The organism is Paenibacillus shunpengii (genome assembly GCF_042684905.1).
GTDB lineage: Bacteria > Bacillota > Bacilli > Paenibacillales > Paenibacillaceae > Paenibacillus > Paenibacillus shunpengii.
Genome location: NZ_JBHUMJ010000002.1, coordinates 507,655 through 533,238 on the forward strand (window position 1 = coordinate 507,655; position 25,584 = coordinate 533,238).

Annotated in this window: 24 protein-coding genes; 17 read left to right on the forward strand and 7 right to left on the reverse strand. The window is 48.2% G+C overall.

The window, feature by feature from the left end; translation table 11 throughout:
- The first annotated feature begins 119 nt into the window (after positions 1-119).
- Positions 120-1,328 carry an MFS transporter gene (locus tag ACFSVM_RS02180; RefSeq protein ID WP_076312119.1) on the forward strand — a complete coding sequence of 403 codons (1,209 nt, stop codon included), beginning with the start codon at positions 120-122 and terminating at the stop codon, positions 1,326-1,328.
- Positions 1,329-1,448: 120 nt separating this feature from the next.
- On the opposite strand, the gene ald is transcribed toward ACFSVM_RS02180, so the two are convergent.
- On the reverse strand, positions 1,449-2,576 hold the full coding sequence (gene ald, locus ACFSVM_RS02185; protein ID WP_076312118.1) for an alanine dehydrogenase: 1,128 nt from the start codon (positions 2,574-2,576) through the stop codon (positions 1,449-1,451).
- Positions 2,577-2,834: 258 nt separating this feature from the next.
- On the opposite strand from ald, the gene ACFSVM_RS02190 reads away from it, so the two are divergent.
- Together ACFSVM_RS02190 and ACFSVM_RS02195 are read left to right on the forward strand one after the other, a co-directional pair.
- Positions 2,835-4,454, forward strand: coding sequence for a PucR family transcriptional regulator (locus ACFSVM_RS02190; protein WP_379260152.1), 1,620 nt, complete (start codon positions 2,835-2,837; stop codon positions 4,452-4,454).
- A 47-nt stretch (positions 4,455-4,501) separates the two neighbouring features.
- A complete protein-coding gene (locus ACFSVM_RS02195) occupies positions 4,502-5,506 on the forward strand; it encodes a DUF1835 domain-containing protein (protein ID WP_379260154.1) in 1,005 nt (334 codons plus the stop codon).
- Between the two features lie 220 nt (positions 5,507-5,726).
- Here ACFSVM_RS02195 and ACFSVM_RS02200 read toward each other — a convergent pair whose 3' ends face one another.
- Positions 5,727-6,956: an aminopeptidase gene (locus ACFSVM_RS02200; protein WP_076312116.1), complete on the reverse strand. Its 1,230-nt coding sequence runs from the start codon at positions 6,954-6,956 to the stop codon at positions 5,727-5,729.
- A 174-nt stretch (positions 6,957-7,130) separates the two neighbouring features.
- On the opposite strand from ACFSVM_RS02200, the gene ACFSVM_RS02205 reads away from it, so the two are divergent.
- From ACFSVM_RS02205 to ACFSVM_RS02215, 3 genes are read left to right on the forward strand one after another with little or no spacing between them, the layout of a single operon-like run.
- The gene (locus ACFSVM_RS02205; RefSeq protein WP_305728145.1) at positions 7,131-7,922 is read left to right on the forward strand and encodes a LamB/YcsF family protein; all 792 of its coding nucleotides are present in this window, start codon (positions 7,131-7,133) and stop codon (positions 7,920-7,922) included.
- Positions 7,923-8,738, forward strand: a complete 816-nt coding sequence (gene pxpB / locus ACFSVM_RS02210) for a 5-oxoprolinase subunit PxpB (protein WP_379260157.1) — start codon at positions 7,923-7,925, stop codon at positions 8,736-8,738. It begins immediately after the preceding gene.
- Positions 8,735-9,763 (forward strand): 5-oxoprolinase subunit C family protein, encoded by a 1,029-nt coding sequence (locus tag ACFSVM_RS02215; protein ID WP_379260159.1) that lies wholly within the window; start codon positions 8,735-8,737, stop codon positions 9,761-9,763. Before pxpB ends, ACFSVM_RS02215 begins: the two co-directional genes overlap by 4 nt.
- On the opposite strand, the gene ACFSVM_RS02220 is transcribed toward ACFSVM_RS02215, so the two are convergent.
- Entirely contained in the window at positions 9,740-10,864 is a 1,125-nt protein-coding gene (locus ACFSVM_RS02220; RefSeq protein ID WP_076312113.1) for an AbrB family transcriptional regulator, read from the reverse strand. The two genes, ACFSVM_RS02215 and ACFSVM_RS02220, sit on opposite strands and share 24 nt — an antisense overlap.
- Before the next feature lie 336 nt (positions 10,865-11,200).
- Here ACFSVM_RS02220 and ACFSVM_RS02225 point away from each other — a divergent pair, with 336 nt between their 5' ends.
- Complete coding sequence (locus ACFSVM_RS02225; RefSeq protein WP_076312112.1) at positions 11,201-11,707, forward strand: hypothetical protein; 507 nt, start codon at positions 11,201-11,203, stop codon at positions 11,705-11,707.
- An 858-nt stretch (positions 11,708-12,565) separates the two neighbouring features.
- Here the strand turns inward: ACFSVM_RS02225 and ACFSVM_RS02230 are convergent.
- The 4 genes from ACFSVM_RS02230 to ACFSVM_RS02245 form a co-directional block, all read right to left on the reverse strand.
- Positions 12,566-13,489 carry a proline dehydrogenase family protein gene (locus ACFSVM_RS02230; RefSeq protein WP_379260162.1) on the reverse strand — a complete coding sequence of 308 codons (924 nt, stop codon included), beginning with the start codon at positions 13,487-13,489 and terminating at the stop codon, positions 12,566-12,568.
- A gap of 119 nt (positions 13,490-13,608) precedes the next feature.
- The gene (locus tag ACFSVM_RS02235) at positions 13,609-15,036 is read right to left on the reverse strand and encodes an aspartate ammonia-lyase (protein WP_379262849.1); all 1,428 of its coding nucleotides are present in this window, start codon (positions 15,034-15,036) and stop codon (positions 13,609-13,611) included.
- Between the two features lie 278 nt (positions 15,037-15,314).
- Positions 15,315-16,301: a ring-cleaving dioxygenase gene (locus ACFSVM_RS02240; RefSeq protein ID WP_076312110.1), complete on the reverse strand. Its 987-nt coding sequence runs from the start codon at positions 16,299-16,301 to the stop codon at positions 15,315-15,317.
- A 62-nt stretch (positions 16,302-16,363) separates the two neighbouring features.
- Positions 16,364-16,810: a MarR family winged helix-turn-helix transcriptional regulator gene (locus ACFSVM_RS02245; protein ID WP_076312109.1), complete on the reverse strand. Its 447-nt coding sequence runs from the start codon at positions 16,808-16,810 to the stop codon at positions 16,364-16,366.
- 195 nt (positions 16,811-17,005) lie between these two features.
- On the opposite strand from ACFSVM_RS02245, the gene ACFSVM_RS02250 reads away from it, so the two are divergent.
- From ACFSVM_RS02250 to ACFSVM_RS02295, 10 genes are all read left to right on the forward strand, one after another.
- Positions 17,006-17,776: a YwaF family protein gene (locus tag ACFSVM_RS02250; protein ID WP_379260164.1), complete on the forward strand. Its 771-nt coding sequence runs from the start codon at positions 17,006-17,008 to the stop codon at positions 17,774-17,776.
- A gap of 193 nt (positions 17,777-17,969) precedes the next feature.
- Positions 17,970-18,851 (forward strand): PHP domain-containing protein, encoded by an 882-nt coding sequence (locus ACFSVM_RS02255; protein WP_076312108.1) that lies wholly within the window; start codon positions 17,970-17,972, stop codon positions 18,849-18,851.
- A 17-nt stretch (positions 18,852-18,868) separates the two neighbouring features.
- A complete protein-coding gene (locus ACFSVM_RS02260) occupies positions 18,869-19,570 on the forward strand; it encodes a GntR family transcriptional regulator (RefSeq protein WP_379260166.1) in 702 nt (233 codons plus the stop codon).
- 38 nt (positions 19,571-19,608) lie between these two features.
- On the forward strand, positions 19,609-20,034 hold the full coding sequence (phnG, locus tag ACFSVM_RS02265) for a phosphonate C-P lyase system protein PhnG (RefSeq protein WP_076312106.1): 426 nt from the start codon (positions 19,609-19,611) through the stop codon (positions 20,032-20,034).
- 12 nt (positions 20,035-20,046) lie between these two features.
- Positions 20,047-20,637 carry a phosphonate C-P lyase system protein PhnH gene (gene phnH, locus ACFSVM_RS02270; protein WP_379260169.1) on the forward strand — a complete coding sequence of 197 codons (591 nt, stop codon included), beginning with the start codon at positions 20,047-20,049 and terminating at the stop codon, positions 20,635-20,637.
- Positions 20,638-21,807 (forward strand): carbon-phosphorus lyase complex subunit PhnI, encoded by a 1,170-nt coding sequence (locus ACFSVM_RS02275; RefSeq protein WP_379260171.1) that lies wholly within the window; start codon positions 20,638-20,640, stop codon positions 21,805-21,807.
- On the forward strand, positions 21,800-22,660 hold the full coding sequence (locus tag ACFSVM_RS02280) for an alpha-D-ribose 1-methylphosphonate 5-phosphate C-P-lyase PhnJ (protein ID WP_076312103.1): 861 nt from the start codon (positions 21,800-21,802) through the stop codon (positions 22,658-22,660). Before ACFSVM_RS02275 ends, ACFSVM_RS02280 begins: the two co-directional genes overlap by 8 nt.
- Positions 22,661-22,680: 20 nt before the next feature.
- A complete protein-coding gene (locus ACFSVM_RS02285) occupies positions 22,681-23,526 on the forward strand; it encodes an ATP-binding cassette domain-containing protein (RefSeq protein ID WP_076312102.1) in 846 nt (281 codons plus the stop codon).
- Between the two features lie 64 nt (positions 23,527-23,590).
- The gene (phnM, locus tag ACFSVM_RS02290) at positions 23,591-24,772 is read left to right on the forward strand and encodes a phosphonate metabolism protein PhnM (RefSeq protein WP_379262851.1); all 1,182 of its coding nucleotides are present in this window, start codon (positions 23,591-23,593) and stop codon (positions 24,770-24,772) included.
- Positions 24,773-24,815: 43 nt separating this feature from the next.
- Entirely contained in the window at positions 24,816-25,526 is a 711-nt protein-coding gene (locus tag ACFSVM_RS02295) for a phosphonate C-P lyase system protein PhnL (protein ID WP_379260174.1), read from the forward strand.
- Positions 25,527-25,584 lie beyond the last annotated feature (58 nt).

Genomic DNA, 25,584 nt, shown 5'->3' on the forward strand with positions numbered 1-25,584 from the left:
AAATAAAACCCAGCAACATGTTTAATTGTAGACATCCTCTAATATCCGTATGCTGTTAAAGGCGGATTCTAAGAAATCCGTCGCACATTGAAATTATATATAGATAGAGGGAGAGAAACATGTCTTACTCCAAGGAAAAAGGACTCGTTTTTTCTTTTACACTGATGGCATTTATCCTAGGTACGACGGAATATGTTATTGTCGGTCTGCTGTCAGACATTGCCCATGATTTTGGCGTTACGCTTACGGCAGCGGGAATTTTAGTATCTGGATTTGCCATGGCCTATGCTGTGGGTACACCCATTGTACTGAGCATCTTCGGTCGGTTCCCCAAGCGGATGCTGATATTAACCGGGATTACACTCATCATACTGTTGAACATACTTAGCGCATTATCCGGTTCATTTGCATTCCTGATGGGAACAAGAATTGTCACAGCGATTCTGTGCGGCTTGTCCTTATCTCTGGCCATATCGGTAGCAAGTGATTATGTGGCCCCTGAGCGCCGCGGCCGTGCAATCTCTTATATTTTAGGCGGTTTTACCATTGCTAATGTATTTGGGGTTCCGATCGGCACCTTCGTAGGACAGTTTTTTGATTGGCCCGCTACATTTATTCTCGTCAGCATTTTGGGCGTAGCTGCACTCTTATTAAACGCGGTGTATATTCCAAGAGGTATTCCCGTTGTGAAGGTGTCCGCCAAAGAGCAGTTTGTCCTGCTCGGGAATCCGCGAATCATTCTTGCTTTTTTGATTCCTGCCTGCGGAACAGCAGCCGTATTTGTAGTGTATACGTATATTGAACCGATTATGGGGGAGGTCATGGGTCTTCCAAAGGCGTGGTTCAGTGTTATTCTGTTCATGTATGGACTGGTTACCATCGTCAGTAATTATATTGGGGGACGAGTCGCGACGGGGGATTACATGGGTAAGCTGAGGATTGTCTTCATGGCTCAGGCAGCACTCTTTGTTCTGTTTGGTTTGCTTGCCTCTGTGCCTGTTGTCGGGCTGCTGAGCCTGATTATGATTGCACTCGTCTCTTATGTGCTGAACGCATCTACACAGCTGTACCTTATTGATCTTGCTCGCCGATATGTGCCGCGGGCAAAAGATTTTGCGACTTCTCTGATGCCGGTTGCGAATAATACAGGAATCGCAGTAGGGTCTTTTATCGGGGGACTGGTGGTGAAAAGCAGTGGACTTGTCGCTCTTCCGTGGCTGGCGCTTGCATTCACGGTGGTCGCCTTTGTTATTACAGCATTATCTTATCAGCTGGACCGGAAGCATAAGGTAGAAGTGCAGGATGAGCTTGCACCGATTCATAGCTGACATTTGAACAAAAGCAAAAGCAGAGCCTGCATACGCATGAAATTAAGTATGCAGGCTCTGCTTTATTTTATATGAGTAGTCGCTTGCTATACCTCTTGCAGCATCAGGATTACAGACGAGTTAGTTGGTAACTGCGGTTCTTAATGCTTCTTCTGCAGATACGAATAGGTATCCGAGATCTTTCGCTACTGCCTCATAGGTAACCTGTCCTTTGAATACATTCAGACCTGTTAGGATCGCCTTATCCAGCTTAATGGCTTGAAGGGCGCCAAGATCAGCCAGCTTCAAGGCGTATGGCAAGGTGGCATTTGTAAGTGCTAGCGTAGAAGTGCGCGGTACCGCACCCGGCATATTGGCTACTGCATAATGGACAACGCCGTGCTTCACATAAGTTGGATCGTCATGGGTTGTAATATGATCGATCGTCTCTACAATTCCGCCCTGGTCAATGGCAACATCGACGATAACCGAGCCGGGGCTCATATTCTTCACCATGTCTTCGGTTACGAGACGAGGAGCCTTAGCGCCCGGAATCAGCACGGCGCAGATCAACAGATCAGAAGAAGCGACCGCTTCTGCAATATTTGCAGGTGTGGATACCAGGGTATGAATGCTGCTGCCGAAGATGTCGTCCAGCTCGCGGAGACGATTCACGCTAAGGTCGATGATCGTCACATCTGCACCAAGACCTACTGCGATTTTGGCTGCATTCGTACCCACAATTCCTCCACCGATGATCGTAACCTTACCGCGGCTTACACCCGGAACTCCGGATAGCAGAATCCCTTTACCGCCTTTGTTCTTCTCCAGCAGCTGAGCACCGATCTGAGCAGCCATTCGGCCAGCGACTTCACTCATAGGCGTCAGCAAAGGCAGGGCTCCGTTCACCGTGATTGTCTCGTAAGCAATCGCAATCACTCCGCTGTCCACGAGAGCTTTGGTAAGCTCAGGCTCGGCTGCAAGGTGAAGATACGTAAACAGAATGAGGCCATCTCGGAAATATTTGTATTCACTGGACAGAGGCTCTTTGACCTTCATCACCATATCTGCTTTATTCCATACAGAGGCAGCATCCGTCAGCTCAGCGCCAGCTGCAGCATATTCAGCATCGGTAAAATTGCTGCCGTTTCCGGCACCGGACTCCACGTAAACCTGATGTCCCTTGCGAACAAATTCTGCCGCTCCTGCGGGTGTAAGAGCTACCCGGTTTTCATTGTTTTTGATTTCCTTTGGTACACCGATGATCATGGGAATCACCTCGTAATTAGAGTAGGTTGATAATGTCAACACCGAGTTTGTATATTATTCAATGTCAGCTATACTACAATTCTATGTTGGATAATACCAAAATGCATCTTACTTTTTGTCTATAAATCATGTATTTTGCATAACAATATGTCATAATAGTCGAGTGTCATGGTAGTGGTTATGAATGTTAATGTAAGTATATTTCACATGGTGGTGAATTTTCTGAAAAAATCACAATCTCTTACCATAAAAGAGGTCATGAACAGACCGATCTTCAAAAGAGCCCATATTGCTGCAGGCGAAAAAGGTCTTCACCGTCAGGTAGGCTGGGTTCATGTGCTGGAAATAACGAAGATTTCACCTTACTTGAGCAGAGGTGATCTCATCTTATCCACTGGACTCTGGCTCAAATTTGAGCAGGAGCGGAAGGAGTATCTTCTTCAGCTCATCCAGAGTGAGGCTGCAGGGCTGTGTGTTGAATTCGGAACAAGCATTGATCATATCCCTGCGGATATTCTTGAGCTAGCCGATGAGCATGGATTTCCCATTATCGTATTTGACAAGCCTGTCCGGTTTGTAGAAATTACGCAGGATATTCACTCTTATCTTATTAACCGTCAGCATCAGCTCCTAAAGGATCTGGAGAATTATTCCCGCAAAATTCAGCAGCTGACACTTCAAAGCACGGATATATCCAGCATTCTCCGTCTCCTCCATGAATATTCATCCCAGCAGGTTGCATATATCTCTACGCTTGAACATAACCAGTTCTATCCCAGTGTAGAACCGGAAGATGCAGCCGCAATAACAGAGCTGTACGCCCGTGAAGTAGAGCATCGAAGCCTGGGGGGGCGGGAATCAAACATTCATGCTGCGCTCGATGAGGACACAACGATATTGTTCCAGCCTGTGGTCATTTTTGGACAGGTGTTCTCGGGGGTGGGCATTGTGACCAGAGAACAGCCGACGGAAGCCGTATCCCTTCTTCTGGATTACACGGTAAAAGCCGTAGCCACGCTACTGCTGCGGACTCAGTTTCTGGAGGAGAAAATGCTCCGTAATCAGAACGGCATTCTGCAGGATCTGCTCAGCAATCGAATTCATAATGAAGAACAGGCACAGACGAGCATGGGGCTGCGCCTCTTGGTGAAGGGTCAATATCTGTTCATAGGCGGTGTGATGGAAATTGAGCATCGCTCGAAGAACATGGCGGAGGAGCGGAAGGAAGCGGGGCATCAAGATATTATGGTGCTGCTCCGTTCACTGCTGAAGAAAAATAATGTGCCTCATCTTGTGATGATGAAAATGAACCAAATTCATGTGCTCTGTGCCAAAGAGTCCATAACGAAGGATACGGAGCGTAATCTAATGCTTACACTCCAGACGATCACCGCGGATATCAGCCGTTTTGCTACCCAGCAGCTTGAGGGTGTAATGATTCATGCCGGTTTTGGCAAAGCGAGAAGCAAGATGATTGAATCCTCGCGCAGCTTTGAGGAGGCTTATCAAGTCATTGAGGTCAGTAGAAGTGTGCCTCAGATGAACCCGTGTTTATTTTATGACAGGCTTGGAGTCTATCAATTGTTAAAGGCTGCGCCGAACGAGTTCTTGAAATCCTTTGTACAGGACCATCTAGGAACACTGATTCAATATGATGAGAAGCACGAGCTTCAGCTTCTGTCGACGCTCCAGGCTTATATGAATGCCTTCGGGTCCAAGCTGGAAACCGCCAAATCTCTATATATTCATAGACAAACCTTGTATAACAGGCTGGATAAGCTGGAGGAGATTCTGGGAGAGGACTGGCTGCAGCCGCACCGACGAACGTCAATTGAAATGGCTCTGCTGGCCCACGATATGCTTCAGCACAGCCGCTAGGGAGGCGGAGCGTACAATTTCAGAGCTTATATGATGGAGGAACTAACATGCTGCATATTGTGAACGGTGATATTGTCGCAAATAAATTGAAACAGTCTGGAATACAAGGCGAAATTCTCGTGTGGCGCGAAATCTACTTGTGCGGACCCTTGTTTGAGCATATGGAGGATGAGGTGAATTCCTCTGTGCGGGCAGAGGCCTTGGAACGTCAGCTTGGTATTTCAGCAGGAGAGTATATGGCCCAGTGTCGAAGTCAGGAGCTTGTGCTGAAGAGACTTGGTGCATTTGATGAGGTCGTGCTGTGGTTCGAGCATGATTTGTTCGATCAGACCATACTGGCGTATCTGCTCCACTGGTTTCAACAGAATGAGACAGCCCGTGTTAAGCTGAATCTGCTCAGCATCGGATCTTATCCTGGAATTCAATTGTTTCGAGGACTGGGACAATTATCTCTACCTGAGCTCCAAGCATTATCCGGGACGTGGCACCTGCTGAGCCGTGATGAGCTTGAGCTGGGAAGCGCGTGGTGGCGGGCGTATATCTCGTCTAACCCGAGTGAGCTAGCGCAGTTGCTGGAGAAGACCGAAGAAGAGACTTCGATTCTTCCATTTGCCAAAAAAGCCTTTACTGCTCATTTATCTAGACTTCCTTCGTTTCAAAATGGTCTTGGCTGTGTTGAGCAAGAAGTACTCAATACCTTAAAGAACGGCGGGAGAGGACCGCATTCGCTGTTCAGGGAGGTCGGAGATCGACTGCATCTTCTTGGCATGGGCGATCTTGAATTTTGGTCGATTCTCAAACGAATGGCTGCTGGTTCCGCTCCTGTTCTGCAATTGGCAGGAAGTGATCGCTTCCCGGATTATCAGTTTATCCCTGCAGGTTTTAAGGAGGCTGTACTCACAATAACAGAGCAAGGAGAGAAGGTGCTGGGAGGGAGCGTTCATTATATGCAGGACTTAACAGAAGAGGTATGGTATGGCGGGATTCCTCTGCATGGGGAGGTCAAGTGGGGCTTCGATCGAGTAACGGAGTCACTTGTGAAGCTGAAATAAAACTTGAATTGTGCAGATTGATGCCGAGCTGACTACATATTCAAATGAAGTGTTACTGAACGATATCTGTCCGGATCGGATTCAAATCTCGTCCTAATAGAAATCTTGCTCTGATCAACAATCTCGCTCTGAAATAGCAAGACCCGATTCACAAGCCAGCTGTGAATCGGGTCTTACTACTGTCGTTTACAGACTTCAAAACAGTGGCGCTACAGCATCATTAGAATGCCCAGTTGCCCTGCTTGAATACTGCCTCTTCCTTGCCATCCTTCGTAATTCCAATGATGTCGAGCTCACCGGAGCCGATCATGAAGTCGGTATGGGCCGCACTTGTGTTCAGCCCGCGTTCACGCAGCTCCTCTGGGGAGAGCTCCGTACCGCCTTCAACACAGGCAGAGTAAGCACTGCCGATCGCCAAGTGACAGCTGGCATTCTCATCAAACAGTGTCTTGTAGAACAAAATGTTGGAGTCCGAAATGGGTGAATGATGCGGAACTAATGCCACTTCGCCCAGATAGTGGGAGCCTTCGTCCATTCCGACAAGGCCTTTCAAGGTTTCTTCACCTTTCTCAGCTGTAACCTTGGTTACGCGTCCGTTCTCAAACGTGAATGTGAAGTTATCAATAATATTTCCGCTGTAGCTGAGCGGCTTCGTGCTGGATACCGTGCCGTTCACGCCTGTACGGAAAGGAGCGGAATATACCTCTTCGGTTGGCAGGTTCGGTACAAACCATACGCCTTTTGCATTCTCTTTGTTGCCGCCAAGCCATACATGGTTCTCAGGCAGATCGAGCTTAAGATCGGTTCCTGGACCAACGAAATGAAGCTGCTTGTACTGCTTGTCGTTCAGATAGCTGGATTTTTCTTTTAGAGTAGCAACATGCTTCTCCCAGGCGGCCACCGGATCCGGCTGATCTGCACGAACCATTTGGAAGATGGCATCCCACAGCTTCGCCACAGCCTCTTCCTCCGGCACATCAGGGAACACCTTGGTTGCCCATCCTGCAGAAGGAGCCGCTCCGAGTGTCCAGCTTACCTTGAAGGATTGCGTCAGCTGGCGGAAACGGCTAAGAGCATTACTTGCTGTTTTGTTAGCATTAATGATTTTTTGTGATGACACACCTGCTAATAGGTCTGGATCATCCGATTTGATCGTAATGAAGGCAGCCCCATTCTCGGCCTGCTCGATCCGCTCTGCTGCGGCATGCGTTGGAACATCCAGGAAAGACTCCTCAGATCCCATGTCATATTGAATGCGGGATACGGCATCATCTGACCAGTTGACTTTGACTTTGTATGCACCGGCTTCATACGATTTCTTGACAATGGCACGAGCAAGCTCAGGAAAATCAATCGAAATATTAAGCACAACGGTTTGTCCTTTTTGTACATTGACACCGACCTTAACGAGCAGCTCGGCATAGTTATTGAGTTTGGTTTGAAAGTCCATATCGAAATCTCCTCCTTATTCCTGCCTGGTAAAAATGGATCTCTTCTAGTGTACTGCTAATCCTCTCAAAATCAAAATAAAGATGCTTGTAGAGCCATGTACGCCCTAATTTGATATGATGAAGCAAAGTAGTGGAATGGAAATTGATCTCGTGTCAGGAGGCTGTATTTGTGTATGAGTATGAGTAACCAACCAGCACATGAATATCGAATTGATCTAAATTGCGATCTGGGGGAGGGATATGGAGCTTATCCTTCATCCTCCGATGCCCAGATCATGAAATACATAACGAGCGCAAACATTGCCTGCGGCTATCATGCGGGGGACCCGGGGAAGATGAGAGAGGCTGTTCAATTGGCATTAGCTCATGGCGTTGCGATTGGGGCGCACCCAGGTTTGCCGGATCTCATTGGCTTTGGCAGAAGAGAAATGGCAGTGACGCCTCAGGAGGTATACGAGCTGACCTTGTACCAGATCGGTGCGCTGACTGCGATTGCTAAGGCAGAAGGAGCCGAATTGTCTCATGTGAAGCCTCATGGAGCACTGTACAATATGGCCGCTGAGCGCGAACCGATCGCTAGAGCCATCGCAGAAGCTGTGTATCGTGTGGATTCAAGGCTGATTCTGTTCGGGCTGGCAGGAAGCCATTCCATTCATACCGCAGAAGAGGTCGGCATCAGAACAGCTAGCGAGGTATTTGCAGACCGTACCTATGAAGCCGGGGGGACGTTGACCCCGAGACATATCAAGGGAGCAGTCATTCACGATTCTTCCGCTTGTGTGCGGCAGGCACTAAGGATGATACAATCCGGGGAAGTCATTTCACGGGAAGGAACCCCCATTAAGATCAAGGCTGACACATTATGTATTCATGGCGACACACCGGAGGCTATTGAGCATGCTCTGCAATTAAGGGAGGCTTTTGAGATTCAGGGAATCAAGGTCCGAAGAATGGGGGAGCGGTAAATGAACCCAGATCAAGTGAAGGCTATAGAGCCAAGCATCGTCTCTATGGGTGACTCGGCTATCCTTATTGAATTTGATCAGAGAATTGATCTCGATATTCACGAGCAAGTGCGTACATGCTTGATTCAGCTGGAAGCGCAGGCTTTTCCGGGGATGCTTGAATGTGTACCTGCATTTGCAAGTATTACCGTTCATTACGACCCTATCGTCGTGATGCGTGACACAAGCGGTGCATTTAAGCATGAACCTTCATACGACGAGGGACCGGGCCCAAGTGGGAAGTATGTTTCTCCATCACAGCGGGTTAGGAGCTATGTTGCGGCTCTGATAGGGAAGCCTACTCCACTTTATCGTGAAGAGCCAAGATCGATTACGATTCCCGTATGGTATGGAGGAGAAGCAGGGCCAGACTTGGAGGAAGTCTCTCGTCATTCTGGACTATCTGCTGAAGAAGTGATTCGAGAGCATACAGCTCCCGAGTATACGGTATATATGATCGGCTTCTCGCCAGGCTTTCCTTATCTGGGCGGGATGAAATCGAGTATTGCTGTACCAAGAAGAGTCACACCTCGCTTGCAGGTTCCGGCAGGAAGCGTCGGAATTGGGGGAGGGCAGACAGGTGTGTACTCACAGTCTACGCCTGGCGGATGGCAGATTATCGGCAGAACGCCGCTGTCCTTGTTTAATCCGATGGAGAAGGAGCCTTCCTTGCTTCAAGCCGGAGATCGGGTGAAATTTCGGGCCATAACGGAGAAGGAGTACGGTGAATCCATGAACGGTAATTTTCCATTTATTCAAGGAGGCGGTGAAGGGTGAGTATTCGTGTGATAAAGCCCGGGATGCTGACGACAGTACAGGACTTGGGCAGATGGGGATTTCAAAAATACGGTGTTCCTGTGTCAGGTGCCATGGACAAGGATGCGGCCAGAATCGCGAATATGCTCGTCGGTAATGAAGAGACAGACGCAGTGCTGGAGGTGACTTTATCCGGAGCTGAATTCAGAATGGAGCACTCGGGTCTGATTGCCATTTGCGGAGGGGACCTTAAACCGGTCATGGACGGTGAGGTCTTGCCGTTGTGGAGGCCGCTTTTCATTAATGAAGGAAGCAGGATCAAATTCAGAGGCCCCGATTACTCTAGCAAGAGAGGGTGCAGAGCCTATATTGCCGCTGCAGGAGGGATGGATATTCCTGTTCTTATGGGAAGTCGGAGTACTTATGTAAGAGGTGGGTTAGGGGGTTATTCGGGTAGGATGCTGCAGTCGGGAGACTCGCTCCCCATTCTTAAGCCTGAAGTACGTAGTCGTTTGCTTGAGCAGCTGATGGCTGATAAAGGAGAGAAGCGCAGCGGGTATGTTACAACGTCTTGGTTCATCAATCCGTCTCTTATTTATTCCCGAGAAAATGTCATCAGGGTCGTGGAAGGCAATCATTTTACATGGATGTCATCGCATAGTCAGATAAGATTTGAACAACAGAAATATGTAATTGAGCCAAGCTCAGATCGGATGGGATACCGGCTCCGTGGAATGGACGGTCCCTTAGAACTTCAAGGTGAAATTGAACTTCTCTCGGAGGGGGTAAGCGAAGGGACCATTCAGCTGCCGCCAGTTGGAGAACCTATTGTGCTGCTGGCTGACCGGCAGACCACCGGAGGATATCCTCGAATAGCGCAGGTCGCAAGTGTAGATCTCGCACTTCTTGCCCAGCTCCCTCCAGGCGTTCATCTGTCCTTTCGCCTCATCCGTGTACAGGAAGCGGAGACCCTTCTGATCATGAAGGAGATCCTAATGAATCAGCTCAGAAGTGCCATCCAATTAAAGCTGCTCCTCGGTCACTAGACGGTTTCTTCTATGTACATAGTTTATGACCATTCTGAGTACTGGAGGAACTGCAAAAAAAATAAACAGCAGGCGGAACAACTGATAGACAGCAACAATGGACAGATCTGCTCCAATCTCATGTGCCATAATACTCATTTGATCCATTCCTCCAGGAGCCAGGCTCAGCAGCGCAGTTGGAAGGCTGACAGAACTAAACACAGACAATAAGAAGCTAAGTATTGCTGCGCCTGTGACGAGCAAGAGACTTGAAGTGATGGAAAGAGATAAGATTTTAAATCTCTGCGTAAACTGTCCGGGCTTGAGCAGCAAACCAAGATAGGCACCAATAAGCACCTGAGCCCCATTAATGACGGAAGTAGGCAGGATAGGGCCGATTAGCCCCGTCATTTGCAGCAATGCAGTTCCAATCATGGGGCCGAGCAGCGGCGCAGTTGGAAATTTGAATTGCTTGGCTGCCCAGGCGCACACCATACAGACCACAGCGTACAGTCCATAGTTCAAAATGATACTTTGACCGCTGCCGATTATCGCAGCAGTGCCTTCATTGAGACCAGCACCAGCTGAACGTTCATGAGTCTGTCCAATGATGGGGCTAAAGAGCAGGGCGGGAACGGATATGATAATGGTAAATAAACGAATGACCTGCATAACGGTGACGATCGTGACATTAACTCCCTTGGTTTCCTCCGCAAGCGTGACGACCTGGCTTAAGCCGCCGGGGATGCTGCCCATCAGCATCGTCAAGAAATCGGTTCGCGTCAGTCGGGACAAAATAACGGCCATGCCAGCACACAACAGGAGTAACAGCACCGTCATAAGCAGCATCGTGGGCAGATGCCGGATAATTTCCTTAAGCGCGGAGAGAGTGAAGGACAAGCCCATCGTATAGGCAACGATGATCATTCCTGTATTTCGCAGGGAGGCGTTCCACTCAAAATGGGTTCCCCATTTACTGGAGCCGATCAGCACAAATACCATAGGACCCAGCAGCCATGAGAGTGGAATGTGAAGCAGATCAAATATCCAACCGCCGAGTAGGGCAGTGAGCAGTGTTAGGCTAAGGCGTGCCGCTTTATGCTTACGTAATATGCCTTGCATAGCGAAGATCATCCTATTCTATATTGGATTCATGGAGCGTAAATCGTTCTTGTATGTCATGATCCTGTTAAGCATACTACTCCTTGCCTACATTATGAAAGTGATTAATAAATTCAATCGGAGATTTATGTTAGCTGCAGATCATAATTAACTAAGACTCAATACCATTTTATTCTGGCGTTCAGATACAAGCTGACAATGATGCTAGCGTCAAAACAATGAGTTCATTGAGTTTAGATCATGTTCTTATAAAAGAACAAAAAGGATGAAGAACTTACAAATTCTTCATCCTTTTTGTTTAGTGTATGTTATTGTTTTTTTAAAAGGAGGTAAAACATGAAAAACATATATTTAATGTTATTTATTGTATTTATCTTATCTGCTTGTAGTAATAGTGAAGTATCACCAGTGACGCATGAAGCACAAATTCAAGATTTACAGGCCGAGAATCAACAACTTATTGAAGAACTTGATGCTACTAAAATGGCTCCTTCTGAGAAACATATGAATGTGATTAGAGGGACACTGAATGCGTCTTTTAAGATTATTGGTGCGATCAATAACAAAGACTATGTGACGCTAAAATCCCTTTCTGTTCCTACAATGGAGTTCGATGAGCAGGCAGAGACTTATACACTAAAAGACGAGGACCACAAGCAGGATGTTTCGATGTTATCCTCTATTGAAATAGGCAATTTAGAATACCGAGGGTATAATCAAACGAATGAAAATGAAGTCGAAGTATTTCTCGCTAATGTTTACCATGAAGGGCACGTGGCTATATATATGCATTTTGAATTAATTGATGGACAATGGTTATATAAAGGACATTATACGAATTAAAAGTCAAAGAGTCCGATGAAATAAGAACATCGGACACCTAACAAGCCCTTCCCCAAGTGAAGAATAGGGAAGGGCACAACCAGCCAGCTTGCCCCCAGGCTCAGTAAGCGAAATGATTCGGTAGAAGCGACAGCGTTCGTATTTGGATTGGAAAGAATACCGCTGAGAATAATTCAAAGCTTTCCAATCCAAGAACGATCGGACGAACATTCGCTTATAGAGCCCTCCAAGGCCAGCCACAGCCATCTTTCCACTTCCAGATTAAGCCCCAGCGAGCTCTCCAAGCCAAAGAGTCCGATGAAATAAGAACATCGGACACCTAACAAGCCCATCCCCCAAGAGAAGAATAGGGGAAGGGCACAACCAGCCAGCTGGCCCCCAGGCTCAGTAAGCGAAATGATTCGTTAGAAGCGACAGCGTTCGTATTTGGATTGGAAAGAATACCGCTTAGACTAATTCAAAGCTTTCCAATCCAAGAACGATCGGACGAACATTCGCTTATAGAGCCCCCCCAGGCCAGCCACAGCCATCTTTCCACTTCCAGATTAAGCCCCAGCGAGCTCTCCAAGCCAAAGAGTCCGATGAAATAAGAACATCGGACACCTAACAAGCCCATCCCCCAAGTGAAGAATAGGGAAGGGCACAACCAGCCAGCTGGCCCCCAGGCTCAGTAAGCGAAATGATTCGGTAGAAGCGACAGCGTTCGTATTTGGATTGGGAAGAATACCGCTGAGAATAATTCACAGCTTTCCAATCCAAGAACGATCGGACGAACATTCGCTTATAGAGCCTCCAAGGCCAGCCGGCAAGTTTCTTTTCGCTTACAGAGCCCTACGGCAAGCCCTTCCAGAACTACTCTCACCTGCCCATATTCTTCAACACCAGCATTAGATTGCCCGGCTTCTCCGCAAGCCGCCTCGTATAATACGGGTACCACATCGTCCCATAGGGTACATAGCATCTTACCCGATAACCTTCGGCCGCCAGCCGTTCTTGTTCCTGCATTCTCAGCCCGTAGAGCATCTGAAATTCAAATCGTTCCTTGGAAATGCTATGCTCCGCTGCGTATCTCTTCGTAAATTGGATGATCCGATCATCATGCGAGGCAATTGCCGTGTAAACGTCCTGATCCAGATGCAGCTGAATGATGCGCTCAAACTGGCTGCGCACATCCTTTGCATTTTGATAAGCAATAGCGGCAGGTTCTTTGTATGCGCCCTTAACCAGGCGAAGTGGAATATGGTGCTCAATACAATGCTGTACATCCGCTTCCGTCCGAAACAGATAGGCCTGGATTACAGTACCGACATTGGTGAGCCCCTCGCGATGAAGTCTCTCAACGATTTGAAGAGTCGCTTCAGTGTAAGGCGAATCCTCCATATCAATCCTGACAAAATTACGATGATACTTAGCCTCGCGAGCGACAGCCCGAATATTCTGATAGCATGCTTCCGGATCCAGCGCGAGCCCCATCTGGGTTGGTTTCAAAGAAACGTTGGATTGAACCTTGCTCTTCGATATCCCTTCGATGAGACGAATGTACTCATCCCGGTAGCCTGTTGCCTGTTCCAGCACCTGAATGCCCTCGCCAAGATGATCCAGCGTAGCCATGATTCCAATTTCATTTAGTTTCCGCACTTCCGTAAGAGCACCATCCAAGTGTTCACTGGCAATAAATCGTCTCGCGAGCGATTTTCCGTATTTTATCGTAAGCCGTTCAATACGTGGATTGCCGGCAATCGTAAGTAGCGTTTTTCGATACAGCTCGTTCGTAGTTATCATGGGCAATATCTCCCTTCTCTCCTAATCATATGTATGGGGAGAAGAGGGCTTAAATAACAATCCAATACGGAAAATAAGCCGTATTCTCGTAAGTGAGAACACGGCTTGTTCGACTTGAATTAATTCATATGCAGGAAACGTTCTCCGGCAATGCCGGGTGTCGTCATTTGTTCAGGATGAAGAATTTCATCCAGCTCCTCCAAGGTCAGCAGTCCGCGTTCCAGAATAATCGCGGTAATGGTGGAGCCTGTACGCAGAGCTTCCTTAATGACACCGGCCGCTACATCATATCCGAGATGTGGATTGAGTGCAGTAATCATGCTGAAGCTTTGATCGAGCACTTCTTTGATCCGTTTACGATTTGCCTCTAAATCCTTCACCAGGAAGTCATGGAAGGCACTCATGCCATTATTCATGATTTTCAGAGATTGAAGCAGATTAAAGGCGATGACCGGTCCCATGACATTCAGCTCGAATTGACCTGCTTCACAGGCCAGCGCAATGGTATGATCGTTACCGATGATCTGGAACGAGATCTGGTTCATCACTTCGGCCATGACCGGGTTCACCTTGCCTGGCATAATAGAGGAACCTGGTTGTCTTGGCGGCAGGAGCAGCTCGGAGAATCCCGCTCTTGGTCCTGAAGCCATCATACGAATATCATTGCAGATCTTGGACATGTTCACGGCACAGACCTTGAGTGCTGCCGAGAGTTCAAGGTAACTGTCTGTATTTTGGGTAGCATCCACCAAATCCTCTGCCGTATAAAGGGGGAGTCCGGTGATTTGTGCCAGATGACTGGTGACCTTTTCGATATATTCAACTTTGGCGTTTAGTCCTGTACCAACAGCAGTCGCTCCAAGATTGATAGAGAGAAGACGTTTGGTTGCATGATCCAGCCGTTCGATATCACGAGTGAGTACTCTCGCATAAGCGCCAAATTCTTGTCCGAGCTTAATTGGAACGGCATCCTGAAGATGGGTTCGACCGACTTTAACGACGTCATCAAATTCCTTCTCCTTGCGTTTAAAACCCTCTGCGAGCTCCTTCATCGTACCCAGCAGATGCTCACTTAGGCGATAAGCTGCAATACGGAGAGCGGTTGGAATGGCATCATTGGTCGATTGCGACATATTTACATGATTGTTAGGATTGCAATGGAAGTAGTCGCCTTTATTCTGATTAAGCAGCTCGAGGCCGCGATTTGCGAGAACTTCATTCATATTCATATTGATCGAGGTGCCGGCACCGCCTTGAATGGAGTCGACGATGAAATGATCAAGGTGCTGGCCTTGCATGACTTCTTCAGCAGCGGTAATGATGGCACTGCCGATCGGCTGAGGAAGCATTTTTAAATCCATGTTGGCCGCAGCGGCGGCTTTTTTGACGGCAGCTAATGCAGTGATCAATTCCTTTTCAATAGGAACTCCTGTGATCGGGAAATTCTCGACGGCGCGCATCGTTTGGATACCATAGTAGGCATTTTCGGGGATGGCTTTTTCGCCGATAAAATCTTTTTCAGTTCTAATTAATCCTGACACTTTTATTCCCTCCAATAGGAAACGGTTATGATGTGCTTGCCGGGTGCACATAGCTGGATTGCGAACAAGCACTACTAGTATACCTCAAAGTATCCAAGATTTTCACGAAAAAGCAGATAGGGTCCACTTTGTTCCAAATTAGTATATGCAGTGAACAGTGAATTGGACAGGAACAGGTGTTTACTCGATGAAAATAAGATGTCTACAGAGGAGAGACAGTATGATACATAAAAAGGCACAGTAACCATATGTATCTATGGTTACTGTGCCGTGGTTTATTGGCTTTAAGATTGTTTAGTATCCAGCGGTTTCAGCATTTTCTCAATCACACTGCGTCTTTCTTCAAGGAAAGGCGGAAGGGCCAGAGATTCTCCCAGATGAAGAAGGTCCTCATCCGTATCAAAGCCCGGGCCGTCCGTAGCCAGCTCGAACAGGATACGGTTCCCTTCACGGAAGTACAGGGATCTGAAATAGAATCGATCCACAAATCCGGAATTTGGAAAGCCATAGCTGTTGATGCGAGGGATCCACGCCTTCAATTGCTCTTCATTCTCTACACGCAGTGCTACATGGTGTACACTTCCGCGTCCGGGGCGTTCAACCGGCAGATCGGTTCTTTCTTCAACATGAATTTCCGTGCCGCTGCCGCCTTCACCAACCTCGTACACTTCAATATCCGGCTGACTAGGAACAGAAGAAGGATAGCTGCCTTTGTGACGGAAACCCAGCACCTCGATCAGCACAGCTGCAGTATGCTCGCCTTGTTCCACTGTCAGCTGTACCGGTCCGAGTCCTACAATGGCGTGCTCCTGAGGAATGATACTCTTCTCCCAAGGTACTCCGCCGGCGACCCCTTCATTATGCTCATCGGAGACAAGAATGAGGCGCTGTTGTTCAAAATCACGAAATGCCAGCGTCTTGCGTCCTGCACGTTCCACGATCTCATCATGATCGACCTCGAGCTCCTCAAAGCGCTGCTTCCAATACGTAAGGGAGGCATCGCTGGGTACACGGAGCGAGGTTGCCGAAATACTATTTGTCCCTGTCCGGGTCTGTCCTGCATTTGGCATTTCGAAGAAGGTCAGCTCGGTACCGGGATTTCCTTTTTCATCACCATAGAAGAGATGGTACATTGAGTTGTCGTCTTGATTTACCGTTTTTTTGATGAGACGAAGGCCCAGGGTCTTGGTGTAAAATTCAAAGTTTTCTGGTGCTTTGGCTGTAAGTGCAGATACGTGATGGATTCCTTTGATTGCAGCGAGTTCCGTCATAATAAGTCAACCTCCCTATAATTTATATCGTAGTTTTATAAAAAATCCGCCTGGATTGGCAGTTAGTCTTGCAGCTTCTTGAGCAGCTTAAGCAGCTCCTTGCGCTCGTCTTTGCTTAGTTTGCTGAATTGGGATGCTTGGAATTGCTCTTGTGCTGGTACAACCTCGTCATATAATGCTCTGCCTTGATCGGTAAGGGATACATATTTGGTCTTCCAGTCTGTTTCCCGCTGGATCAGTCCTAGATCCTCCATTTTACTCAATAGCTGAGTAATATTACCCTTGGTAACAAGCAGCTTGTTCGCCAGCTCCTGCTGTGACATCCGCTCTTCGGTGCCCACCTGAACGAGGACGTCGAATTGAGCTGTTGATAAATTCCAGGCCTTTAAATGCTGATTATTTTCCCGGATGTTATGGTTATAGATGCGGGACAGCCGGAACCATAGCAGCAGACCGAGCCGTTCTTCCGGTTTAGACAAGTGGGGAGGAGTGAAGTTTGCTTCATTCATTCGGAGTCCCTCTTTCAATAAATATTGAGTTTAGCACTAAACTTATTATCATCAGTTTATAGTTAAACTGATGATCTGTCAACTGTCTTTTTTATGTTAAATTTGATGAGTTTCTTCTATATGATGGCTGTTCATCCTCATAGAGATCCATTATGATCGAATAAACTTTATTCTCGAAAGGAAGAGGAGAGATCCGTGCATACCATTTTTGCTGACCTATCCATCTTCAATCCTTATAATGCACCGAGGTTTGAATTTATGTCTCTTGCTCATGCAGGAGCAGTGGCTGTCCTTATTGTTCTTCTGCTCGCGATGTTTATGTATCGACAGAAGCTGAGGAACTCCGAATCGGCTAGAAAAACACTGCGCTACATATTACTGGCATTGCTGCTTCTATCGCAGCTCATGCTTGAAGCGTGGTATCAGATCTATGATCTATGGGATCCGGCTTACACGCTGCCGCTGGAGCTATGCAGTATTACGCTTCTTCTATCATGTGTTATGCTGGTGACCCGAAATCGCGTTCTGTACATAATTGTGTTCTATGCTGGAATCTGCGGTGCGCTGGCTGCACTGATAACGCCTGATTTGGTATATACATTTCCTCATTTTCGATTTATACAATTCTTCATCGCGCATGGTTCTATTATCGCTGCCGCGTTATATATGACCTGGATTGAGCAGGTCAGGCTGACAATAACCTCGGTTCCGCTCTCCATGCTGCTGCTTAATCTCATTGCTGGCATCGTGTGGTGCTTCAATCAAGTATTCGGGGCAAATTATATGTTCCTGTCCCACAAGCCGGAGTCACCTTCTATATTAGATATGCTCGGACCCTATCCCTACTATATTCTTGTCGAAGAATGGGTCGCATTCGTGTTATTCACCATGATGTATATCGTCTTCTTCTATCTTCCATCACGAGCCGCAAGCAAGGCGGTAAGCAAGGATCATGTATCGCTCTAATAAAACAGGAAAACAATGTAACTCAAGGAAAACCCTGCTGATTTCAATCAAATCAGCAGGGTTTTTCTCACTTGAAAAGCAACAAATCTAACAAAACTTAACCTGAAGTTTACACTGCTATGACCATGTGCACTTGGCATCAAGTTAGACTAGGTCCGTAAAGAGAGATCCTTAACCAATGGAGGTTCGCTAAATGAAGGTGGAATTGCACTGTCACACCCGGATTTCGGATGGCTCCTGCACTTTCGAGGAAGTACTTGAGCTGGCTGAGCAAGAGCATGTCACTTGTCTAGCAATAACGAATCATGACACAACTTCAGGTCTCAGTGAAATGATCCTCCGAGGCACTGAGAAAGGGATAGAAGTCATACCCGGAATTGAAATATCGGCCTACGATTATACAAGACATCGTCGGGTTCACATATTGGGCTATATGGTACAACCGGCTGACGAGGGCATCGCCGAGCTGTGCCAGCCGCTGATCGAGCGGAGACATGAGGGCTGCAGACGGGCAGTCAATGTTCTCGCAGCTAACGGATATCGCATTACTTGGGAACAGGTGCTGGAGTATGCAGCAGGCGGAACCGGTGTCTATAAGCAGCATATTATGCATGCGCTGATTGATGCAGGCTATACAGACTCGATCTATGGCGGGCTGTATAAAACGTTGTTCTCCCGTGGAAGCAATGGAGAAGCTCCAGGCATTGCCTACATGCCGATGGAATATGCGAGTGCGCAGGACGCGGTAAACACGATTTTGCAGGCGGGAGGCGTTCCGGTATTAGCTCATCCGGGTCAGTACGACAGCTACGATATCGTTCCTGAGCTCGTGTCTTATGGCCTGCAGGGGATAGAGAGACTGCATCCGCTGCATGGACCGGAAGACGAGAAGCGAGTCACACAGCTCGCTGAAGAGCACGGACTATTTATGTCTGGCGGATCTGATTTTCATGGCTTTTATGGTGAGAAGGAAGTGCGCCTCGGCAGCAAAAGTCCAGGGATGGATACAGTAGCGGCAATCAAGGCCAGCAAAAGGAATCTTCACAACTCAGGGCCTGATCTGATTATACGATAACAGGAGGGAATGCCGGAATGTCGGATGAGATGGAAATTATGGATTATTTCGTTTCAAGCATTCAATCGGGAAGGTATGAGCCGCATGATAAGCTGCCATCCGAGAATGAGATTGCGGACAGGATGAAGGTTCCCCGTATCACGGCCCGCAAGGCCTATCAGAGACTGCAGGAGCTGGAATATATCTACTCTATACAGGGCAAAGGCAGCTTTGTCAGGGACAGGCATCAGCAGATTCCACTGGTACTTAACTCGGATAAAAGCTTCAGCCAGAAAATGATTGAGATGGGCTTCGACTATCAATCAAGAAATATTTTGTGCGAAAAAGTAGAGTTCAATCACAAAATATATGAAATGCTTCAAGCCTCGGAGCATGAAAATGTGTATCGAATAGACCGGCTCAGATTGATAGAGGGTCAGCCCCTCGCCTTGCACAGCTCATACGTGTCAGAGACCCGGTTTCCTGATATCGGGCGTGTCGGCAGAGAGCTTGGCTCGATGTTTCAATACTACCAGAGCAAAGGATATAGCGTGTTTCAATCCCGTCAGACACAATTACGGCTAACTTATCCGAACAAGCTTGAGCGGGAACTGCTGGAATGCTCCAGCTTGATCCCTTTGCTGGTGCTGGAATCGGCTTGCGTAGACAAGGAATCGGGACAAACGCTGGAAGTCAGCAAAATTATGTACAGGGGAGATTCATTTACTTATGTCATCTAATTCAGCCATTGCCGGCTCGACGAGATTGGAGGCTCATTATGAAAAGGAAGCAGAGGACAGAGATACTCATCAGCAGACCGCCTGCATTAATGAAGTCATTGGCGGATGAAATTGTGAACAAATATGGGACAAGCATCATTGAAGAACCGAATCCGGGACTTGTAATGGTGAAGGTACGGGAGACAGCGAAGCAAAGTCTTTTTTACCTGGGTGAAGTGCTTGTAACGGAATGCAAGGTCAAGGTAGGCGAATCCATCGGTATCGGTCTTGTCAGAGGCGAGGAGAGCGAAGCAGCATATCATCTTGCAGTGATCGATGCAGCCTATTCGGCAGAGCTGGAAGAAACAGCGCATTGGGAAGCTCTTCTGCAGAAGGAGCAGCAAATGCTGGTCGAAGAGCGGGCCGAGAAGCGCCGGAAGCTGCTCGTTACAAAGGTTGATTTTGACACGATGGATCAGGATTAAGGGGGAGCAGATATGCTGAATCAAGTTCATGACATACAGCAGGCTTATCGAAGAGTAGTAGATGCATTATCGAGACCGGGAACCATACAGGATCTGTCTGATGCTGCCCGTAAGCTGGATCATAGAGCAGACTGCTATGGTGTCACCTTGGTGCTCGCGAGAATGCTTCTGGATACAGAAGTGACCTTTAAGGTCATTGGGGACAACGAGGACGAGCTGACACAGCACATCAGCCGTCTGACTTATGCCAAACGAGCAGAGGTGCATGAAGCAGATTATATATTCGTTACACATACCGCGGTCCCCGGCAGCCTGTCTGAAGCACTGAAGCTCGCCAGAATGGGAGAGATGAACGATCCGCACCTGTCGGCAACACTGATCGCAGAGCTGCCTAACGTCGTTGGAGGAGAGCGCCGCTTACTTCGAGGGCCTGGAATCGATCAATGTACGATGTGCGAAATGCAAACCACAGGCGACTGGGAGGCGGTTCGTGCGGAGCGGAATGCAGAATTTCCACTCGGTGTCGATATGATATTCGCCGATGGTTCTCATCGAGTATTGGCTTTACCAAGAACGACTCAAATGGAGAAGGAGGTGCATTAAATGGGATACGTTGCGGTCAAAGGGGGCACGAAGGCGATTGAGGAATCGCTTCGGCGTCTTCAATACGAACGGGTGAAGCGAGGACAGACGCTGTCCACCTCACACATTGAGGCCGGAATGCGGGGTCTCATCGATCAAGTGATGTCTGAGAGCAGTATGTATAGTGAATCCCTCGCGGCACTTGCCATTAAGCAGGCAGAGGGGAATCCCGAGGAGGCAGTATTTCTGCTAAGAGCCTACCGCTCCACTCTGCCGCGCAAAGCCTACTCCCAGGTGGTCACATCCGATCAAATGCGGGTAGAGCGCAGAATATCGGCATCATTTAAGGACATTCCAGGCGGGCAGATCCTTGGAGCGACGACGGATTACTCCCACCGGCTGCTCGATTTCGAATTGCGGGAAGAGACAGACACCGACATTCGAGAATGGCTTGCTGCATTTTCTAAGCAAACGGAAACAGAGGCAGGTGCACATCCAGAGACAAATGCTGTGAATACCTTTGAAGACATTGAGGATGGTCAGCTTCCCAAAGTGCTTGATTACCTTCGCCGGGAAGGTCTGATTCCAGAATGTCCGCCAGATCATACCGAGCCGGATGATGTGACACGGACGAGCCTGGCTTTTCCGGCCAGCCGCAGTGAGAAGCTGCAGATCTTGTCCCGTGGACAGACGGGTGCGGTAACCTCCCTAGCTTATGCAGTTATTCGAGGTTATGGCATGGTGCATCCCACCGTGGGCGAGCTGCGGGTAGGGCATCTCCCTGTTTATGTAAACAGTCCTTTTGAGGGTGATGAAGACGAGGAGGATGCTTATTACATTGGAGACATCCAGGTTACAGAGGTGGAGATGCTTGTTCCAAGCACGGTAGATAAGGAGCATGGGAAGAAGGAGCTGGAGTTCGACTTCGGTTACGGATTATGCTACGGCCAGAATGAGACGAAGGCTATTGCAATGAGTATTCTGGACAAGAGCCTGGAGGCTGGTGACAAGACCATTCCAACACAGAATGAAGAGTTTGTGCTCTATCATATCGATTCGGTGGAATCGACCGGATTTATCTCTCATTTGAAAATGCCGCATTACGTCACATTCCAATCCAAACTGAATGATGTGCGCAAGATCAGAAAGGCAGCTGAATCCAGCGCCGCAGAGGAGAATCAATATGCATAATGCCTATAATTTCGCTTTTCTGGATGAAGGATCGAAACGGGAAATTCGCCGGGCGACCTTGAAGGCGATCGCCATTCCGGGGTATCAGGTTCCATTTGCTTCAAGAGAAATGCCTATCGGACGGGGTTGGGGGACTGGAGGATTACAGCTCACACTGTCGCTTATCGGTCAAGCTGACAAGCTTAAAGTGATTGACCAAGGCTCGGATGAATCGGTTAATGCGGTCAGCATCAAGAAGCTGATTCAGAAGACGACCGGCATACAGACCGTTGACGATACGGAAGAAGCGACACTGATTCAATCCCGCCACCGGGTACCAGAGGTGCCGCTTCAGGAAGGACAAATATTAATACTTCAGGTCCCTATGCCTGAACCACTTCGTGCTTACGAGTCCAGCGAGCTGCAGACGAAACGGCTTCATGGGGAGAAGGAGTACAGCGGAGCCTGGCTGATGTTGTTCGAGCAGATTGTGAAGTATGGAGGTATATCAACCGGTGCCGACCATCCGGTTATGGTGCAGGATCGCTATGTTATGGCGCCAAGCCCGATCCCCAAATTTGATAATCCGAAGCTGGACAGCTCTAAGGCGCTTATTCTTCTCGGTGCCGGCAGGGAGAAGAAGATCTACGCTGTACCGCCTTACACCACAGTGAAGTCACTGGATTTCGAGGATGTACCGTTTGCACCGGAGAGCTTCATTGGCGTCCAATGTGTTCAGTGCGGAGCTGAGCATGTGTTTATGGATGAGCTGTACGATGCAGATACAGAGACGACATATTATCAATGTAATGATACCAGCTACTGCCTGGCTAGAAAAAATGAGCAGAGTGCTTATATAGAGGAAAGACGCTGATGAAGAGGGGGGAGAGGGCGATGCATGCTGCAGATGAGCCTATTTTGAAAATACGAGAATTGAATAAGCAATTTGGTACGGGCTGCACGAGATGCAGTAATTCGGCAGACAGACAGCTCGACCGTAACTATTGTCCGGTTTGCGGGACCGTGTATTCCTGCCGGGACATCAGCTTTGATCTGTATCCAGGGGAAGTGCTGGGGATCGTTGGAGAGAGCGGCAGCGGTAAATCCACACTGATGAAATGCCTGTATTTTGATCAGGAGGTCACCAGCGGGGAAGCCATACTTAGCGTGTACAAGGACGGTTCATTCAATCTGTTCGAGGAGTCTTCTCAGCAAAAAAGATACATCCGCAATCAGCTGATGGGCAAGGTATACCAGAATCCGGTGCTCGGTCTGCGGCTTCGGTTCTCTTCCATCGGCAATATTGCAGAGAAGATGATCGCAGCAGGAAGCCGCCATGTGCGTACGATGGAGGAACGCGGGAGTGAGCTGCTCACGAAGGTTCATATTCCTGTGTATCGTATGAAGGAAGCACCAGAGAACTTCTCTGGCGGAATGCAGCAGAGAGTTCAGATTGCGAAGGCATTATCTAACAATCCGCCGATTCTTCTGCTCGATGAAGTGACGACAGGGCTTGATTTGTCCGTGCAGGCGAGTGTGCTTGATCTGATCAAGCATTTGCAGAGAGAGCTGAATATCAGCATTCTGCTGGTATCCCATGATCTGGGAGTCATTCGCATGCTGGCCGACCGCACCCTGGTCATGCTGGACGGACAGATTATTGAACAGGGCTTAACGGATCAAATTCTGGAAGATCCTCAGCATGCGTACACACAGCAGCTCGTTCACTCGTTATTGTAAGGAATGCAAGGATGATCGTAAGAATTGAAGGATCGTAATGAAAATGGGGAAGGGAGTCGTTCCTATGTATGTGATTACAGGTGGAATTATTGTGACAGAGGAGGCTCTTCTCGAGGGCTATGACCTTCTGATAGAACATGGGCGGATTGCAGGATTGGTTCCTGCAGGGGAGGAAGTACACCGATCCGATGCGGAGATTATAGATGCGAAAGGCGGTTATGTCACGCCGGGCATGATTGATATTCATTCCGATTATATTGAGCACATGACGGCTCCTCGGCCCACGTCGCTTATTCATTTTGGCCTGAGTCTGAGGGAAACAGAGAAGGAGCTGATCTCGCACGGCATCACGACGATGTATCATTCATTATCCATCTTCAAATCAGCTGATTACAAGTACCGACCCATTCGAGAGCCCGAGAATGTGCGCAAGCTGCTCGAGCTGATTAATCAGACACACTATGAGAAGCATTTGATTCGCCATCGCTTCCATGCTCGCTTCGAGATCGATAATCTCAGCCAGGTAGATAATCTGAAAACCTACATTAAAGAGGATAAAGTACATCTGGTCTCATTCATGGATCATACCCCTGGACAAGGACAATACAGGGACCTGGAGGTCTATAAGAAAACGATTCGCGGCTACGATGATGTGACGGACGAAGGACTGAGCGTGCTGATTGCTAACCATCAGACGAAGGAGAAATTGACGGCAGAGAGCATCAGAGAGATTGCAGAACTAGCGGCCTCGCGAGGCATTGCCATTGCATCCCATGACGACGACTCGCTGGACAAGCTGGAGCTGGTACAGAGCTTCGGAGCAACCATCAGTGAATTTCCGATTACGCTAGAAATTGCACGTGAAGCCAAGAACAGAGGGATGTACACCATCGCAGGTGCGCCTAATGTCATATTGGGCGGATCGCACAGCGGCAATTTGTCTGCTCAGCAGGCTGTTAATGAGGGCGTCATCGATGTTCTGTGCAGCGATTATTATCCGGCTTCCATGCTGCATGCGGTCTTTCAATTGGCGAGTGAGCTGGACACAGATCTCGTGGAGATGTTTAAGCTGGTCAGCCTGAATCCTGCAAGAGCTGTTCAAATTGATGAGGAAGTCGGCTCCATTAAGATTGGTAAAAAAGCAGATCTGCTAATTATCGAGCGTCTTGAGCCGGATCAATTTCCGGTGATTACGACCGTGATGGTCGACGGTAAGCTTATTCAGCAAACGAATTATCGGATTTAGGTTCATAGGAGCGATTAATATAGGGAAATAGGAGGAGGAAGGGATGACACAACACCTGCTGTCCATTGAAGGACTGTCAAAATCCTTTACACTGCATCACATGAATCAGCAGATTGATGCACTTCATCATATCAATCTTCATGTGAAGGAAGGAGAGTTCGTTGGTATAACGGGAAAGAGTGGAAGCGGGAAGTCGACGATTCTGAGATGCATATACAGAACCTATCTGCCTGGGGAAGGGGAGATCTGGTATGATTCAGCACAATTTGGCAGGATCAACCTGGCTGCGGTGCCGGAGAGAATGATCAGCCAGCTTCGCCGATCTGAGATCGGCTATGTGTCTCAATTTCTGAACGTGATGCCCAGAACCTCTGCGAAGCAGCTGGTACGTGAGGCGGTGCTTGAGATGGGACATGACTCGGACTATGCGGAAGTCGAAGCAGTGAAGATGCTGACTCACTTCGAGCTGGATGAGGAGCTCTGGAACAGCTACCCAGCAACCTTCTCCGGAGGTGAGAAGCTCAGGCTGAACATTGCTAGAGCAATGGTGAAGCGTCCCCGGCTTCTGCTGCTGGATGAGCCGACGGCAAGTCTCGATGAAGCCTCGAAGCTCAGAGTGAAGATGCTGATTGAGCAGCTGATGCAGGAGGGGACGACCATGCTGGGCATTTTTCACGACCTGGAATTTATGGACAGCCTCTGCACCAGGGAGTACCGAATTACCGAAGGCTCCTTCCAAGGTACATTGAATTGAAATGTTATTTAATCATCTGAATCTGATGGAAAATATCGATATATGTATGTATGTTAAT

Excerpts from the sequence above, each read along its gene's own strand:
- ACFSVM_RS02180 (WP_076312119.1), top strand. The coding sequence starts at position 120 with ATGTCTTACTCCAAGGAAAAAGGACTCGTTTTTTCTTTTACACTGATG.
- ald (WP_076312118.1), bottom strand. The coding sequence starts at position 2,576 with ATGATCATCGGTGTACCAAAGGAAATCAAAAACAATGAAAACCGGGTA.
- ACFSVM_RS02190 (WP_379260152.1), top strand. The coding sequence starts at position 2,835 with ATGAACAGACCGATCTTCAAAAGAGCCCATATTGCTGCAGGCGAAAAA.
- ACFSVM_RS02195 (WP_379260154.1), top strand. The coding sequence starts at position 4,502 with ATGCTGCATATTGTGAACGGTGATATTGTCGCAAATAAATTGAAACAG.
- ACFSVM_RS02200 (WP_076312116.1), bottom strand. The coding sequence starts at position 6,956 with ATGGACTTTCAAACCAAACTCAATAACTATGCCGAGCTGCTCGTTAAG.
- ACFSVM_RS02205 (WP_305728145.1), top strand. The coding sequence starts at position 7,131 with ATGAGTATGAGTAACCAACCAGCACATGAATATCGAATTGATCTAAAT.
- pxpB (WP_379260157.1), top strand. The coding sequence starts at position 7,923 with ATGAACCCAGATCAAGTGAAGGCTATAGAGCCAAGCATCGTCTCTATG.
- ACFSVM_RS02220 (WP_076312113.1), bottom strand. The coding sequence starts at position 10,864 with ATGCAAGGCATATTACGTAAGCATAAAGCGGCACGCCTTAGCCTAACA.
- ACFSVM_RS02225 (WP_076312112.1), top strand. The coding sequence starts at position 11,201 with ATGAAAAACATATATTTAATGTTATTTATTGTATTTATCTTATCTGCT.
- ACFSVM_RS02230 (WP_379260162.1), bottom strand. The coding sequence starts at position 13,489 with ATGATAACTACGAACGAGCTGTATCGAAAAACGCTACTTACGATTGCC.
- ACFSVM_RS02240 (WP_076312110.1), bottom strand. The coding sequence starts at position 16,301 with ATGACGGAACTCGCTGCAATCAAAGGAATCCATCACGTATCTGCACTT.
- ACFSVM_RS02245 (WP_076312109.1), bottom strand. The coding sequence starts at position 16,810 with ATGAATGAAGCAAACTTCACTCCTCCCCACTTGTCTAAACCGGAAGAA.
- ACFSVM_RS02255 (WP_076312108.1), top strand. The coding sequence starts at position 17,970 with ATGAAGGTGGAATTGCACTGTCACACCCGGATTTCGGATGGCTCCTGC.
- ACFSVM_RS02260 (WP_379260166.1), top strand. The coding sequence starts at position 18,869 with ATGTCGGATGAGATGGAAATTATGGATTATTTCGTTTCAAGCATTCAA.
- phnG (WP_076312106.1), top strand. The coding sequence starts at position 19,609 with ATGAAAAGGAAGCAGAGGACAGAGATACTCATCAGCAGACCGCCTGCA.
- phnH (WP_379260169.1), top strand. The coding sequence starts at position 20,047 with ATGCTGAATCAAGTTCATGACATACAGCAGGCTTATCGAAGAGTAGTA.
- ACFSVM_RS02275 (WP_379260171.1), top strand. The coding sequence starts at position 20,638 with ATGGGATACGTTGCGGTCAAAGGGGGCACGAAGGCGATTGAGGAATCG.
- ACFSVM_RS02280 (WP_076312103.1), top strand. The coding sequence starts at position 21,800 with ATGCATAATGCCTATAATTTCGCTTTTCTGGATGAAGGATCGAAACGG.
- ACFSVM_RS02285 (WP_076312102.1), top strand. The coding sequence starts at position 22,681 with ATGCATGCTGCAGATGAGCCTATTTTGAAAATACGAGAATTGAATAAG.
- phnM (WP_379262851.1), top strand. The coding sequence starts at position 23,591 with ATGTATGTGATTACAGGTGGAATTATTGTGACAGAGGAGGCTCTTCTC.
- ACFSVM_RS02295 (WP_379260174.1), top strand. The coding sequence starts at position 24,816 with ATGACACAACACCTGCTGTCCATTGAAGGACTGTCAAAATCCTTTACA.